This window comes from Collimonas sp. (genome assembly GCF_044339385.1).
Classification (GTDB): Bacteria; Pseudomonadota; Gammaproteobacteria; order Burkholderiales; family Burkholderiaceae_D; genus Collimonas.
Window position 1 is genome coordinate 1 of the sequence record NZ_JBIIVN010000044.1, and the last position, 15,678, is coordinate 15,678.

Annotated in this window: 7 protein-coding genes and 5 pseudogenes; 8 read left to right on the top strand and 4 right to left on the bottom strand. The window is 56.4% G+C overall.

From position 1 onward, the window contains the following. Window positions 1-114: 114 nt before the first annotated feature. Window positions 115-937, top strand: a pseudogene (locus ACIQ0R_RS05050) (GMC family oxidoreductase); the annotation flags it as partial. A gap of 138 nt (window positions 938-1,075) precedes the next feature. Here ACIQ0R_RS05050 and lysS read toward each other — a convergent pair. Together lysS and prfB are read right to left on the bottom strand one after the other, a co-directional pair. Next, complete coding sequence (lysS, locus tag ACIQ0R_RS05055) at window positions 1,076-2,602, bottom strand: lysine--tRNA ligase (protein ID WP_395824435.1); 1,527 nt, start codon at window positions 2,600-2,602, stop codon at window positions 1,076-1,078. A 170-nt stretch (window positions 2,603-2,772) separates the two neighbouring features. Then, window positions 2,773-3,877 (bottom strand): peptide chain release factor 2 gene (gene prfB / locus ACIQ0R_RS05060; protein ID WP_395824438.1). Its coding sequence is split into 2 segments (ribosomal slippage): window positions 2,773-3,795 and window positions 3,797-3,877, totalling 1,104 coding nucleotides; the frame shifts between segments, so codons are not numbered across the junction. A gap of 207 nt (window positions 3,878-4,084) precedes the next feature. Here prfB and ACIQ0R_RS05065 point away from each other — a divergent pair. After that, window positions 4,085-4,849 (top strand): hypothetical protein, encoded by a 765-nt coding sequence (locus ACIQ0R_RS05065; protein ID WP_395824441.1) that lies wholly within the window; start codon window positions 4,085-4,087, stop codon window positions 4,847-4,849. Window positions 4,850-5,307: 458 nt separating this feature from the next. Here the strand turns inward: ACIQ0R_RS05065 and recJ are convergent, their stop codons facing one another. Further along, window positions 5,308-7,002 carry a single-stranded-DNA-specific exonuclease RecJ gene (gene recJ / locus ACIQ0R_RS05070; RefSeq protein WP_395824444.1) on the bottom strand — a complete coding sequence of 565 codons (1,695 nt, stop codon included), beginning with the start codon at window positions 7,000-7,002 and terminating at the stop codon, window positions 5,308-5,310. Then, entirely contained in the window at window positions 6,999-8,111 is a 1,113-nt protein-coding gene (locus ACIQ0R_RS05075; RefSeq protein WP_395824447.1) for a hypothetical protein, read from the bottom strand. The genes recJ and ACIQ0R_RS05075 overlap by 4 nt, the downstream gene beginning before the upstream one ends. Before the next feature lie 281 nt (window positions 8,112-8,392). On the opposite strand from ACIQ0R_RS05075, the gene ACIQ0R_RS05080 reads away from it, so the two are divergent. The 6 genes and pseudogenes from ACIQ0R_RS05080 to ACIQ0R_RS05105 all read left to right on the top strand — a co-directional run. Further along, window positions 8,393-8,776: a nucleotide pyrophosphohydrolase gene (locus ACIQ0R_RS05080; protein ID WP_395824450.1), complete on the top strand. Its 384-nt coding sequence runs from the start codon at window positions 8,393-8,395 to the stop codon at window positions 8,774-8,776. Window positions 8,777-8,964: 188 nt separating this feature from the next. Then, window positions 8,965-9,806, top strand: a pseudogene (locus ACIQ0R_RS05085) (creatininase family protein). Between the two features lie 173 nt (window positions 9,807-9,979). Continuing rightward, window positions 9,980-11,024, top strand: a pseudogene (locus ACIQ0R_RS05090) (hypothetical protein). 105 nt (window positions 11,025-11,129) lie between these two features. Then, window positions 11,130-12,167, top strand: a pseudogene (mgrA, locus tag ACIQ0R_RS05095) (L-glyceraldehyde 3-phosphate reductase). 118 nt (window positions 12,168-12,285) lie between these two features. Further along, window positions 12,286-13,677 (top strand): L-serine ammonia-lyase, encoded by a 1,392-nt coding sequence (locus tag ACIQ0R_RS05100; RefSeq protein ID WP_395824453.1) that lies wholly within the window; start codon window positions 12,286-12,288, stop codon window positions 13,675-13,677. A 217-nt stretch (window positions 13,678-13,894) separates the two neighbouring features. Continuing rightward, window positions 13,895-15,562: pseudogene (locus ACIQ0R_RS05105) on the top strand (NADP-dependent malic enzyme); the annotation flags it as partial. Window positions 15,563-15,678 lie beyond the last annotated feature (116 nt).

Genomic DNA, 15,678 nt, shown 5'->3' on the forward strand with positions numbered 1-15,678 from the left:
ACAGCAACACCAAGAGCAACAGAAAAACCGGGACAGCGCCGCGCAGCTGTATTGGAGGCAGGAAGTGCTTCTTAAACTATGCAGATATTTGTCTGGACAGATGGGTCCACTTTAGACGTCGCTTTGCTGGCCCAGCACAATATTCCACTGGTGCGGCACGCGCCTGCAGTAGGCAAGAATCTACAGGACCATCTGTGCGTGTCGTTCTATTTCAAAGCCAATAAGAAAACCTTGAATGATGATCTGGGCTCGCTCTTCGGCCAGGTCAAGGCGGGCATTCAATACTTGTTCAAACGCAGCGGCCCGCTGGCGATGAGCGTCAATCAGGCGGGGGGGATTCTTCAGGGGAAGCGAGCAGGAAAAACATCCGAATCTGCAGTTATATTTCAATCCGCTTTCTTACCAGATACCGAAAAACCCGAAGGCCAAGCTAAAGCCTGATCCTTATTCCGGTTTTTTGCTGTTTTTTAATCCCTGCCGGCCCAGCAGCCGCGGTGCGATTGAAATTGCCGCCAACGACGTCACAGTCCCGGTCAAGGTCATGCCGAACTATCTGAGTACGCAAAAAGACCGCGACGAAGCGATTCAGGGCAGTGCCCTGATCCGTAAGATGATCCAGGCTCCAGCCTTTAAAAAAATCATCGTCGAAGAAGTATCACCAGCTGCAACCGTGACCGATGAGGCCAGCATGCTGCAGTTCTTCCGTGAACAGGCTGGCTCGATATATCACCTTTGCGGCTCCTGCGCGATGGGCCCGGATGACCGGACAGCGGTCGTCGACAGCGACTTGAAGGTGCATGGCGTGCAAGGCTTGCGGGTGGTAGACGCATCGATTTTTCCGAATATTACCTCCGGCAATATCAATGCGGCGGTCATGATGGTTGCGGAAAAAGGCGCTGAGAAAATACTCTCGGATCAACGGCGGTCGTTGACTTGAGCGCTGGCCTGCGCTGACGTCAGGTCGGCCGAAGATTGGCGGCGTTACTATCCAGGCTCCATCGGGTAGGGGGCTGTAATGCAAAAATCCAGGCTCTTGAGCCTGGATTTTTATTGTGGTTTGCGTTTTTTTCTGCGTTTAGTCTTCGCGGCGCAGATGCGGGAACAGAATCACGTCACGGATGTTAGGCGAGTCGGTGATCAGCATCATCAGGCGGTCGATGCCGATGCCGCAGCCGCCGGTCGGAGGCATACCGTATTCCAGCGCACGGATATAGTCGGCATCGTAATACATGGCTTCTTCATCGCCGGCATCTTTGGCGGCAACTTGCGCCTGGAAGCGCGCGGCCTGGTCTTCGGCATCGTTCAGCTCGGAGAAGCCGTTGGCGATTTCGCGGCCGGTGATGAACAGTTCGAAGCGTTCGGTGATGCCTGGCACCGTGTCTGAAGCGCGTGCCAGCGGCGATACTTCAGCCGGGTAGTCGACGATGTAGGTCGGATACCATAGCTGCGCCTCGGCGGTTTCTTCAAACAGCGCCAGTTGCAATGCGCCGAGACCGGCGTGAGCGTGCGGCTTAACGCCGAATTTCTTCAGTTCTTCCTTGATGAACTCGGCGTCTTGCAACTGCGCGTCCTGGTATTGCGGCGCGTACTTGTTGATGGCGCCGACAATCGTCAGGCGCTCGAATGGCTTGGCCAGATCCAGCTCGCGTCCCTGGTAGGTCAGGGTGGCGGTGCCGTGAGCATCGATCGCTGCCTGCCGGATTACCTGTTCGGTGAAGGTCATCAGCCATTGATAATCGACGTAGGCAGCATAGAACTCCATCATCGTAAATTCGGGATTGTGGCGCGGCGATACGCCTTCGTTACGGAAATTACGATTGACCTCGAAGACGCGCTCAAAGCCGCCGACCACCAGCCGCTTCAGGTACAACTCAGGCGCAATACGCATGAACATCTGCATATCCAGCGCGTTGTGGTGCGTGATGAACGGTTTGGCCGCAGCACCGCCGGGGATAGCGTGCAGCATCGGCGTCTCGACTTCCATGAAGTCGTTCTTTTCCATGAAGCGACGGATCGACGACATGGCCGCAGTGCGCGCCTTGAAGGTACGGCGTGTGTCCTCGTTCATGATCAGGTCGACGTAGCGCTGGCGGTATTTGGTTTCCTGATCGGTCAGACCGTGGAACTTGTCCGGCAGCGGGCGCAGCGATTTTGTCAGCAGCCGCAGCGTGGTGACCTTGATCGACAGTTTGCCAGTCTTGGTCTTGAACAGCGTGCCTTCGGCGCCGAGGATGTCGCCGAGGTCATAGTGCTTGAAGCTGTCGTAATTGTCTTCACCGATGTTTTCCTTGGTGATGAACAACTGAATGCGGCCATCAGCCTTGCTGCCCGATGCATCTTGCAGGGTCGCGAAGGAAGCCTTGCCCATCACGCGCTTGAGCATCATGCGGCCGGCGACGATCACCTTGACGGCAGCGGCGTCGAGCGCTTCGCCGTCCTGGCTGGCGTATTCTGCCTGCACCGCGTCTGCCTTATGGGTTGGGCGGAAGTCGTTAGGAAAGGCCACACCCTGGCTGCGCAGGGTGCCGAGCTTGATGCGGCGTTCCGCGATAATCTTGTTTTCGTCTTGCGGGACAGGTTGCTGCTGATTGTCTGTCGGCATGTCAGTGTCTTTTTAAATGATGCGGTGAAACGTCTGTGGTGTACGTCTGTGGTACGGCGGTGGCGGGCGTGTTGCGGACATGGTTTGTTTGCGACACGCTTCGTTGCCGAATTTGCAAGCGATTCTGCGGCCAGGCGCCGCTACATACGGCTATATGCGCCTGTTGCAGCTTATACGCCGTGTTTCAGCGAAGCCGCAATGAAGTCGTCAAGATCGCCGTCGAGGATGGCCTTGGTATTGCCGCTCTCGAAGTTGGTGCGTAAATCCTTGATGCGCGACTGGTCCAGCACATAGGAGCGAATCTGGTGGCCCCAGCCGACATCGGTCTTCGAGTCTTCCAGCTTTTGCTGCTCGCTCATGCGCTTGCGCAGTTCCAGTTCGTGCAGCTTGGCTTTCAGCATGTCCCACGCCTCGGCGCGGTTGCGGTGCTGGCTGCGGTCATTCTGGCATTGCACCACAATCCCGGACGGCGTATGGGTCAAACGCACTGCCGAGTCAGTCTTATTGATATGCTGACCACCGGCACCGGAGGCACGATAGGTATCGACGCGGACATCGGCGGGATTGACTTCGATGTCAATCGAATCATCCACTTCGGGATACACAAACAAGCTCGAAAAAGACGTGTGGCGGCCGTTGGCGGAATCGAACGGCGACTTGCGCACCAGACGGTGAACGCCGGTTTCTGTGCGCAGAAAGCCGTAGGCATAATCGCCCTCGACCTTCAGCGTAGCGGTCTTGATGCCGGCGACTTCACCGTCGGATTGTTCCAGGATGTCGACCTTGAAACCCTTGCGTTCGCAGTAGCGCAGATACTGGCGCAGCAGCATCGATGCCCAGTCTTGCGCCTCGGTGCCGCCGGCGCCGGCTTGAATATCGATGAAGCAATTGTTCGGGTCCATCGGATTGCTGAACATGCGGCGGAACTCCATGCCTTCCACCAGCTTGCGCAATTCCTCGGTATCGGCTTCGACCGCTTCTATCGTTTCTTCATCCTGCTCTTCGCGGGCCATCTGGAACAGATCGGTGGTGTCGCGCAGATCGGCTTCGATCTTGGTCAGCGCCAGCACGATGGCTTCCAGCGATTTCTTTTCTTTGCCCAAGTCTTGCGCGCGCTTCTGGTCGTTCCAGACTTCCGGATCTTCCAGTTCGCCATTGACTTGATCGAGTTTCTCTAACTTCGTATCGAAGTCAAAGATACCTCCGAAGTTCGGCTTCGCGACTGGTCAGGTCGGATAGCAGGTTTTGCAGGGAATTTAAGCGTTCGGCTTCCATTTTTGGCTCTTTTGCAATCAAACCCTAAATTATACGCCAGCGCTGTCACCGATGGCGCCGCTGTTTGCGTTTTGCTACGGTTTGACTGATTTTTTTCGGCAAATACGCAAAAATGTGAAGCATCGTCACAACGCGGATATCGATCCGGCAACTCTGCTCTACAATCGTTTGCAGGCTGGATCATTTATCTGTAAGGCTCTGCCTCTTATGTCAATTAAGCCACAATGTGGTCGCCTGAATCTCGATTTGCTATTTTTTCTCGCGCCAATTTCGCTATGCATGATGCTCGGTGCCTGCAGTTTTCTAGCGCCAACGCCAGCGCCGCACGGCCAGGTCAAAGGGGCTTCGGCCAACGGCAGCGAGCTGGCGCAATCCGACGTCAATCGCATCGCCACGCTTGCCATGCGCGACAATCTTGATAGCCTGTACCGCTTGCTCGACAAGTTATATCGACGTAATCCGGGCGAGTGGAAAAAGAGCGCGGTCAGTCGTGAGGCGGCGCTTCAACGCGTGCGCGAAGCGGTCGAGACACGCCAGCCCTGGCCAGAGCTGCAAGGCAAGCACGATGCACAAGCGCTATCGCTGACGCTGGACCCGAATTTGAGTGGCGACCGCGCAGCCGCCTTCATTTACGGCGCAGCCGACATGATCATCGTCGCCCACGGCGGCAAAACCAGTTTTTATCTGATTGACGGACTCAACGCGCAATATCTGTACAACGCCGCCCGCAACATGGAGATCGCGGCCTGGATACTTGGCAGTCGAAAAAATGCCGTCGGCCAGCCGCTATTATTGTCGAACGATATCTCGGAGAGCGAGCACAACATTAGTTTCGAAAGAGAGTTCGGCAAGATCATCGCGCGCATCGATTTGCTGGCAGAATTCACTACCGAAAAATACCGGCGTGCCGGCATCAGCTATGTCCAGAACCTGGTGGGCGGCACCTTCCTGCAGTTTTTACCGGTGCGATGATCATTTTCCAGAATCTCCTTTTTTGTCCGCAATATGTCTCACACAGGCATTCCCGATGTCCTGCAGAAGCACAACATGATCCTCAACGATGGGAATCCGACTCCCGAGTGTCCTTGTGCCGAATGAGGTCAAAATTAGGGCCGGGATTTAATTAGGGTCAGAGTCGGATTTAATTAGGGTCAGGGATTTAATTAGGGTCAGGGATTTAATTAGGGTCAGGGATTTAATTAGGGTCAGGGATTTAATTAGGGTCAGGGATTTAATTAGGGTCAGGGATTTAATTAGGGTCAGGGATTTAATTAGGGTCAGAGTCGAATTAAATGGGGTTTAATCAGGGACATCGTAAAATTATTAAGGCAATAATTCGACTCTGACCCTAATTAATGCTCGACTCTGACCCTAATTAATGCTGACCCTAATTAATTGTCTGTGGCTTCCTGGCTGGCAAAGCCGTCGCTTTAGACCGGCTCAGCGTGTTCAACCATTAACTGCACCTTGGTCACCCCGTTATATTCATTCGCATCCAGGCGGAATGCGACTTTGGCCTTGCTGCCCAATTCATCGGTGTGGCCGAACCAGATCGCATCGTAGCGCGTGCCATTGCGCTCCAGCAGCAGCTTCAAGTGTTTTTCCTTCAGGATGCGTTGGCTGACTACGCGGAACTCGTCGCAAAACAGTGGCGGAGCAAAGCCCTGGCCCCACACCTGGCCATCCATCAATTCAATGAACTGGGTGGTGTAGTAGGCATCTTCCAGCGGGCCGTCGGTTTCAATCACACGTTCTAAGTGGCTTTGTCCAAGCCATTCGCGGCCGACCTTCTCGAAGGCGGCGGCGAAGGCATCGAACGCATCGGCGCGGATCGTCAGGCCAGCGGCCATCGCATGGCCGCCGAATTTGTGGATCAGGCTGGGCGCATGCTTGGATACCAGATCCAGCGCGTCGCGCAGATGGAAGCCGGGAATCGAGCGGCCTGAGCCCTTGATCAGTCCTTCTCCTCCGGGGGCGAAAGTGATGGTCGGGCGATAGAACTTGTCCTTCAAACGCGACGCGACGATACCAATTACACCCTGATGCCAGGAGGCGTCGAAGACGCTGATGGTGGTGCTGTCCTGCGGTTTGAAATCGTCTAGCAACGCCAGCGCAGTATCTTGCATGCCAGCCTCGATATCGCGCCGTTCGCGGTTGATGGTGTCGAGCTGCTGGGCGATAGCCCAGGCGCGACCTTCATCATCGGTGGTCAGGCATTCTATGCCGAGCGCCATGTCGGCCAGGCGGCCAGTAGCGTTCAGGCGCGGGCCCAGCGCAAAGCCGAGATCGAAAGGCGTCGCCCGGCGCGCTTCTCTGCCAGCGGCGCGGAACAGCGCCGCAACGCCCGCGTGCATGCGGCCGGAGCGCATGCGTGTTAAGCCTTGCGCGACCAGAATGCGGTTGTTGGCGTCGAGCTTGACGACGTCGGCGACGGTGCCGAGCGCCACCAAATCGAGCAGCACGTCCAGTTTCGGCTGGGTCTTGGCATCGAACACGCCGCGCTTGCGCATTTCGGCGCGCAGCGCCAGCAAGACATAGAACATGACGCCGACACCGGCCAGGTTCTTGCTCGGGAAGCCGCATTCCGGCTGGTTCGGATTGACGATGACTGCCGCTGCCGGCAGCGTATCTGCTGGCAAGTGATGGTCGGTCACCACCACTTCGATGCCGCGCCGGTTGGCTTCTTCCACGCCGTCGATGCTGGCGATGCCATTGTCTACCGTGACGATGATGTCGGGCGACTTTTCACGTGCGGTCAGTTCGACGATTTCCGGTGTCAGGCCGTAGCCGTATTCAAAGCGATTCGGCACGATGAAATCGATGTTTGCGCCCAGTAGCCGCAAGCCGCGCAGGCCGACCGCGCAGGCGGTGGCGCCGTCGCAATCGTAGTCGGCGACGATGACCATTTTCTTGTTTGCGGCGATCGCGTCGGCCAGGAAGATAGCCGCAGCGTCGATGTGCAGCAGCCCGGACGGCGGTATCAATGCGGTCAGTTCGCTTTCCAGTTCCTTGACGTCAAGCAGGCCGCGCGCGCTGTAGACGCGTGCCAGCACCGGATGGATGCCGCTTTGGCGCAGCCGTTCGGAGTCGCGGAAAGGGTAGGGGCGGGTAACGATACGAGTCATGATGAATGCGCTGGCAGTAAGCCGGTAAGTGATGGCTTGAGCCAGAATTTCTTGATTGAGAAGCGGCTGGCACTCGCTTCAAGCAGGTGGGTGTTGTCGGTGATGTGCAGCGACAGGCTGTCCAGCCGGCCTCGTTGCATCGCTTGCAGCAGCGGCGCGAAGAATTCATCTTCGAGGCCTTGTAGCCGTTGCAGCCAGGCAGACCATTCACCTGTCAGCGTTGGCTCGATCAACTGGTCCAGAGTGAGCAGCGCGTGTTCGGGTTTGGTGGTGATGATATCGGCAGCGCTGGCGTTGACGTAGGCAGTCTTAGCATACTGGCCTAGTCCGGCAAAACCGTCTGGCAGATTGAATACGTCGCGTCGCGCATCTGATGCGGTCGGCGCCGGCAGTGCGGTCGCTCCGCCCCATAGCCACAAAGAATTGACGGCTTGCAGTCCTTGCAGTGCCCGTTGCTCGTTGAGCGGATGCGCAAACCATATCATTTGCACCTCATTCTGCACTTTGCGCCATGCTGCGGCAGCGTCCCCCTGCGGCATCCAGATATCGATGTTGTGGCCGCAGGTGGCATCGGGAGTGGCGGTCAGCAAGCCTTGCCAATCGTCGGCACGGACAAACCAGGTGTTGGCGTTCGCGTAACGTAGCGATTTGCCAACTTCGGCAAACAACGGCTCAGCGGCGTCGAATAAGCTACGAGAATCCGCTTCGGACAGGTTGATCTGGCGAATGTCGGTCAACACAAGATGATCTCGTGCGATATGAATATGGGATGGATGCAGTAGGAACCAGACGCCGTCATCGACAGTCAAGCCAAGCGCGCGCATGGTGGCGCATGCCAGCGCGGGGCTGTTCTGATGATGCTCGGCGTCAGAGCCAGAGCCGGTACCGAAGGTCGGTAACTTGAATTGCGATGCCAGCCAGGCTTCATGCGGCAGGGCTCTGGCAAAATCATCAAACCGGCGGCGATGATGACCGGATTTGACCCGTGTCATCAGAGTGGCGAGCGCAGGCAGTTTCAATTCACGCAATAAATCGCGCGCCAGTTCTGGCGGCGGCAAGCCGAATGGCAATAGGATATCTAAATGACTCATGCCGCGATTGTAGGGCATACCGGAGCATGAGGCGAATTCTTGGTGCCGGGCAGCTGCGCGCAATCGGTCGGCAAAAGAACTACGCTTCCCATAAAATGATGGAATTGCGTTGAGCATCTCGCTACCTTCCATCACGCGCCAGCCGCCATGAACTCATCAAACCTGTTCGCTACTCTGTTCGAATACAAAGCCTGGGCTAACGACGCGCATCACGCTTCATGTCTAGGTGGCGATCGGATTTTTGACGACAACGCGGTTGAACGCATCCTGGCTGGAGACTTTCAAATTGGAGTATCACTATGGTAGAAAAAGTAGCGCACGGCGATTTTTTTGCGCTCCGTGAAACGATCCGAACCTTTGTCGACGAGCGCGATTGGGATCAATTCCATACACCGAAGAATCTGTCTTCCGCGCTGTGCGTTGAAGCTGCTGAACTACTCGAACATTTTCAATGGCTACACAGCGGCAGCCGCGAGGAACTGGGAGCTGCCAAGCTGGAGCAGGTTCGCCACGAGATGGCGGATGTGCTGGTTTATCTGGTGCGGCTGGCCGACAAGCTTGATGTCGACTTGAACCTTGCGGTGGAAGAAAAGATGATACTCAACCGCGCCAAGTATCCAGCGGACAAGGTGCGTGGCGATGCCCGTAAATACCATGAGTACAAGCATCGCAAGGATGGCTGATATGGCTATCGAGGTACTGGCAAGTGAGGAAAGTTGAGTGCGTCCGAATGCGATCGATTGATCTCTGCTTGATAGTCCTCGGCGAAAGAGTAGAATTGTGGGCAGCCGTTCTGCGCCAAAACTCTGCCGTAGCGTTGAGCAGCATGTCCCCGGCAAGATTTGACTTGTATTTTCCTTAAGGAACCTGCATGCATTTCCCCGTAAGAAGAATTGTCGTTTCATTGATTTTTCTCGCCGCTTTTTTCTGCACTTTTCTCACCACTTCCCGGAGCGCTTTTGCGCAAGCACCGAAAACGGTCTTCCTCGAGGACCTCACCTGGACTGAATTACGCGATCAGGTTCAGGCTGGCAAGACCACCATCATTATTCCCATCGGTGCTACTGAACAGAGCGGCCCTGATGTCGCGCTCGGCAAGCACAATGCGCGCGTAAAAATACTGTCGCAACGTATCGCTGAAGGATTAGGCAATGCTTTTGTTGCGCCGGTAATCGCCTATGTCCCCGAAGGTAATACCGCGCCGCCGACATCGCACATGCGCTTCCCCGGCACCATCACGATTCCGGATGAGGTCTTTGCAAGAGTGCTGGGGTCAGCTGCCAACAGCTTCAAGATTCATGGTTTCAAGAATATTGTTTTTTGGGCGATCACGGCGGCTACCAAAACGATGCCAAGAAAGTAGTGGTAAGCTTGAATAAAGCTTGGTCTGGTTCGTCGGTGCGTGCATTTGCGCCGCCAGAATATTACGCCAGCAGCTCGGACGGCTTTGCGCAAATACTGCGCCGGCGAGGTTTTCGCGACGATGAGATCGGCACCCACGCGGGCTTGGCGGATACCTCGCTACTGCTTGCGGTGGCGCCGCAAATGGTGCACCAGGATCGATTGCGCAATGCCCAGAAACCTGGTCTTGCCGATGGAGTCTATGGTGGCGATCCGCGTCGTTCGAGCGCCGAACTCGGGCAGTTGGGTATTGATGCGATTATTTCACGGACCGTCGCGGCTCTCAAGGCAGACACGGCGGCTCGTCAGTGAAGCTCAGAACTTTTTTTGTTGTTTCCTCTTGCATGACGGGATTCATTATGCGTTTTGATGTGCGCCATTTAGTCCGCTTGACGTCGTCTGTCGGCGCTGCACTGGCCGTTTTGAGTGTCGCCTGCATCGCTTGTAGCGCATCCGCGGCACCGGCAATTGCCACGGTGCCGGGCATGGCGCCGGTAGTCAATCCGGCTAACTTGTACAGCGAAGCCGGTGCCGGCCGTTTCAGTCCGGCGGTGGCGGGTGCGTTGCCGCGCATTTATGTCCCCAACCTGCGTTCCAATGATGTGTATGTGATCGATCCGGCTAGCTTCAAGGTGGTCGAGAAATTCAAGGTCGGCTATAGCCCGCAGCACGTGGTTCCTGCCTGGGATCTGCAGACCTTGTGGGTGGCGAACAACGCCGAAGGCAGGCCCGACGGCAGGCTGACGCCGATTGATCCGACCACCGCCAAACCCGGCAAGCAAATTCCCGTGGAGGATCCCTACAATATGTACTTCACCCCGGATGGCAAGGAAGCCATCGTGGTGGTAGAAGCGCACGCCCAGCTGGATTTTCGCGATCCGCATACGATGGCATTGAAATCGAGCCTGTCGGTGCCGGAATGCAAGGGCATCAATCACGCCGATTTCTCGATTGACGGCAAATACGCGTTATTCACCTGTGAATTCGGTGGTCGTCTGGCAAAGATCGACATGGTCAATCGTAAGGTGGTCGGCTACCTGCAATTAGATAAAAAGGGCATGCCGCAGGATATCCGCATCGCCCCCGACGGTAAGGTGTTTTTCGTTGCCGACATGATGGCTGGCGGCGTCTACGTGGTTGACGGCGACAGTTTTACCAAGATCGGTTTCATCAACACCGGGACCGGCACGCATGGTTTGTATCCAAGCCGCGACGAGCAAGTTGTATGTCGCCAATCGCGGTTCGAATAAAATTCACGGTGCGCGGCATGGCAAGGGCAGCATCTCGGTGATCGATTTCGCTACCCGCAAGGTGGTGGCGAACTGGCCGATTCCCGGCGGCGGTAGTCCCGACATGGGTAACGTCAGCGCCGACGGCAAGATGCTCTGGCTGTCGGGCCGTTTCGATGATGTGGTTTATGCAATCGATACGACCAGCGGCAGCGTCAAATCGATCCCGGTTGGTATGGAGCCGCATGGCTTGACAGTGTGGCCGCAACCGGGGCGCTATTCGCTGGGCAACATGCAATAAAATCGAAAGCCTCGGATCAGTCGGATGAATTATATTTTTCGCCGGCGATAGGGGTTTTCGGCATATGTATCGCTGCAGTTAATACAGTTAAAGGAATTTCCAGTCATGAGTTATCACGCATCTAGCAAACATTACGAGAGCATGCAATTCCGTTTTTGCGACCGCAGCGGACTCAAGTTGCCGTTGCTGTCGATGGGTCTTTGGCATAACTTTGGCGATACCACCTCGCTGGCACGCCAGCGTGAAATGGTGCATACCGCGTTCGATCTGGGGATTACCCATTTCGATCTAGCCAACAATTATGGGCCGCCCTACGGCAGCGCCGAAATCAATTTCGGCCGCATTTTGAAAGAAGACCTGCGCCCCTATCGCGACGAGTTGATCATCTCCACCAAGGCCGGCTGGGACATGTGGCCAGGTCCATACGGGCAGGGCGGCGGTTCGCGCAAGTACGTGCTGGCAAGTCTCGATTAGAGCTTGCAGCGAATGGGTCTGGATTACGTCGATATTTTCTATTCGCATCGCTTCGATCCCGAGACGCCGCTGGAAGAAACCATGGGTGCGCTGGCAACTGCGGTACAGCAAGGCAAGGCGTTGTATGTCGGCGTCTCATCCTATTCGCCGGCCAAGACTGCCGAAGCCGCCAAGCTGCTGCGTGACTGGAAAGTGCCTTGCCTGATCCATCAACCATCGTACAACATGCTCAATCGCTGGATCGAGCAGGGTTTGCTCGATACGCTGGAGCAGGAAGGCATGGGCTGTATTACCTTTACTGCGCTGGCGCAGGGTTTATTGAGCGACAAATACCTGAATGGCATTCCGCAGGATGCACGCATCAATCGCCCAGGCGGCGGTTCGCTGAAGCAGGCGCATCTGAGTCCGGAAAATCTGGCGCGGGTGCGCGCACTGAACGAAATCGCCAAGGCGCGTGGCCAAAGCCTGGCGCAGATGGCGCTGGCGTGGGTGCTGCGCGATCCGCGCGTGACCACCACCTTGATTGGCGCCAGCAGCCCGGCCCAGATTCGCGAAAATGTGGCGGCTCTGGCGCGTCTGGATTTTACGGCAGAAGAACTGGCTGCCATCGATGTTCAGGCACAGGATGGCGGTATTAATTTGTGGCAGCATTCGTCGACTGGCGAATAGGTGAATGGGCAAATGCGTTAATCAATAGCAGCGCGATCGGTAGAGATGAAGCGTCCGATCCAGCAACTGCAATGAAGGCATTCATATTGTTTTAGCAGCACACGTAATCGGAACACTGATGAGCATTAGCGCATTTGATTTATTCAAGATCGGCATCGGCCCATCCAGTTCGCATACGGTTGGGCCGATGATTGCTGCCAACCGTTTTGCGGCGCATCTGCACGATATCGGCATCTTGCCAGCCGTGCATGCGGTGCGGATTGAATTGTACGGTTCGCTCGGCGCCACAGGAAAAGGCCATGGTAGCGATAAAGCGGTGTTGCTTGGGCTGGAAGGCAATCTGCCGGATAGCATCAATCCCGACCATGTTGAACCACGCCTTGCGGAAATCCGCAGCAGCAGAACATTGTTGTTGAAAGGTAGTCATCCGATCGGCTGCGTGGAAAAGGAGCATGTATTGTTTTTCCGTCGTGAAGCGCTGCCCCAGCATCCTAACGGCATGCGCTTCGTAGCACTGGATGCGGGCGCAAATGTAATGACGTTGAAGGAGTACTACTCGGTCGGCGACGGTTTCGTGGTCAGTAAGGAAGGGCAGCGCGTCAACTTAGTGCAGGCCGGCAGCATTCAGGTAGAAGGCGAGTTGCCGTATCCTTTTCATTGCGGTGCCGATCTGTTGCGCATGAGTGCGGACAGCGGCCTGACGATTGCAGCCCTGATGATGGAAAACGAAAAGCACTGGCGCAGTGCCGATGAGATACGCGAAAAAATGCTCGGTATCTGGGATGTGATGGCGGCCTCGGTACGCCGCGGTTGCTCTGCCGACGGCGAACTGCCAGGGCCGATGAAGGTCAAGCGCCGTGCTTCTGAGCTGCACCGGCAGTTGAAGGAGCGCTCCGAGGAGTCGCTGGCCGATCCGCTGGCGATGCTCGACTGGGTCAATTTATATGCGATGGCAGTCAATGAGGAAAATGCTGCCGGCGGCAGGATCGTCACTGCGCCGACTAACGGCGCCGCAGGCGCACTGCCGGCGGTGCTGCATTACTACACCAGATTCATTCCCGGTGCCAATCGAGATGGCATCATGACCTTCCTGCTGAGCGCTGCGGCAATCGGCCTGATCTACAAGAAAAATGCTTCTATCTCGGGTGCTGAGGTCGGCTGCCAGGGCGAGGTCGGGGTCGCCTGCTCGATGGCGGCAGGTGCATTGGCTGCGGTACTGGGCGGCACTACCGAACAGATCGAGAACGCCGCCGAGATCGGCATGGAACACAATCTCGGCATGACTTGCGACCCGATCGGCGGACTGGTGCAAATCCCTTACATCGAACGCAATGCGATGGGCGCCGTGAAGGCGATCAATGCCGCCCGCATGGCTTTGTGTGGCAATGGCAAGCATTATGTGTCGCTCGATAATGTCATCAAGACAATGATGCAGACCGGCGCTGACATGAAAACCAAATACAAGGAAACCTCGCGCGGCGGCTTGGCGGTCAATGTGATTGAATGCTGAGCTATCTGTCAACATTCTGTTTGTCATTACTGCAAGCGGCGAAAGATTCGTCTACCATTCGGGTAGAGCAGCGTCATTTGCCGCAAGCCCGCAAATCATCACACTTTCTCTTGGTATTTATCCAGGCACAGATTCGCACGCCGACGACCCGCGCTGATGGATATTGTGATAATGTCGCGACCACGAATTTTTTACTCGCGTATTCAGGAGAACTTTTATGAGCACCCCCACCACCCTTTCTGCGACCGAGCAGGCCCTGCGCGACGCTGCGCTTGAATATCATCGCAGCCCTACACGTGGCAAGATCGCCGTGGTGCCGACCAAGCCATTGTCGAACCAGCGTGATTTGTCGCTGGCCTATTCCCCTGGCGTGGCATACGCCTGCCTGGCTATCCATGAAGACCCGGAAACTGCGGTCGAGTACACCTCGCGCGCCAATCTGGTCGGCGTTATCACCAACGGCACCGCGGTGCTCGGCCTGGGTGATATCGGCCCGCTGGCCGGTAATCCGGTAATGGAAGGCAAAGGCTGCCTGTTCCATAACTTTGCCGGCATCGACGTATTCGACATCGAACTGGCCGAGCGCGATCCAGACAAACTGGTAGAGATTATCGCCGCGCTGGAACCGACGCTGGGCGGCATCAACCTTGAAGATATCAAGGCCCCGGAATGCTTCTACATCGAGAAAAAACTGCGTGAACGCATGAAGATCCCGGTCTTCCACGACGACCAGCACGGTACCGCTATCATCTCCTCGGCCGCGCTGTTAAACGGCCTGGAACTGGTCGACAAAAAGATCGGGGAAGTCAAACTAGTGGCTTCTGGCGCCGGCGCGGCGGCGATCGCCTACCTCGATCTGATGGTGGAATTAGGCGTCAAGCGTGAAAACATTTTCGTGTGCGATTCGCGCGGCGTGATTCACGACAAGCGTGAAGACAAGCTGGATGCATCGAAGCAACGCTATCAGCAAACCACCGATGCGCGCACCCTGGCCGACGCGATTGTCGATGCCGACGTGTTTCTCGGTTGCTCGGCGCCGGGTGTCCTGACGCCGGATATGGTCAAGGCCATGGCGCGCCAGCCGATCATCCTGGCATTAGCCAATCCGGAACCTGAAATTCGTCCGGAACTGGCCTTGGAAGCTCGGCCCGACTGTATCATCGCCACCGGCCGTTCAGACTATCCGAACCAGGTCAACAACGTCCTGTGCTTCCCATATATTTTCCGTGGCGCGCTGGATTGCGGCGCCACCAGCATCACAGAGGCGATGAAGGTTGCCTGCGTGCGCGAAATCGCCGACCTGACCAAGGCCGAGATCAGCGAAGAAGTCGCGTCCGCCTATGTCGGACAAGAACTCCATTTCGGACCTGAATACATCATTCCGAAACCTTTCGATTCGCGCCTGATTTTGCGCATTGCACCGGCCGTGGCACGCGCTGCCGAAGAATCCGGCGTCGCCACACGTCCGATCAAAGACATGGATGCTTATCGCCAGTCGCTGATGCGTTTCGTCAGCCACACTAGCATGTTCATGCGTCCGGTATTCGTGGCGGCGCGTGGCGAGCCCCAACGCATCGTCTATGCCGAAGGCGAAGACGAGCGTGTGCTGCGCGCGGTGCAGATCGCACTCGAAGAAAAGCTGGTACGGCCGATTCTGATCGGCCGTCCGGCAGTGATCGAGGCGCGCATCAAGCGCGCTGGTCTGCGTCTGCAGGCCGGACGCGATTTCGAACTGGTCAATCCAGAAGACGATGCGCGCTTCCGCCAATACTGGGAAACCTATCACGAGATCAAGGCGCGTGATGGCGTCACCCCTGAGATGGCCAAGTCGATGCTGCGCCGCTCAAATACCACGATTGCTTCGCTGCTGGTCAAGCTGGGCGATGAGCTTCCCCCGAAATTTAGTCTTCCATAGGTAACGTAAAATCAACGATCCTTTGGAAAGACCAGCAATGAAGAAGATACCAAAACAGATGTACACGGCGGAGTTCAAGGAGCTAG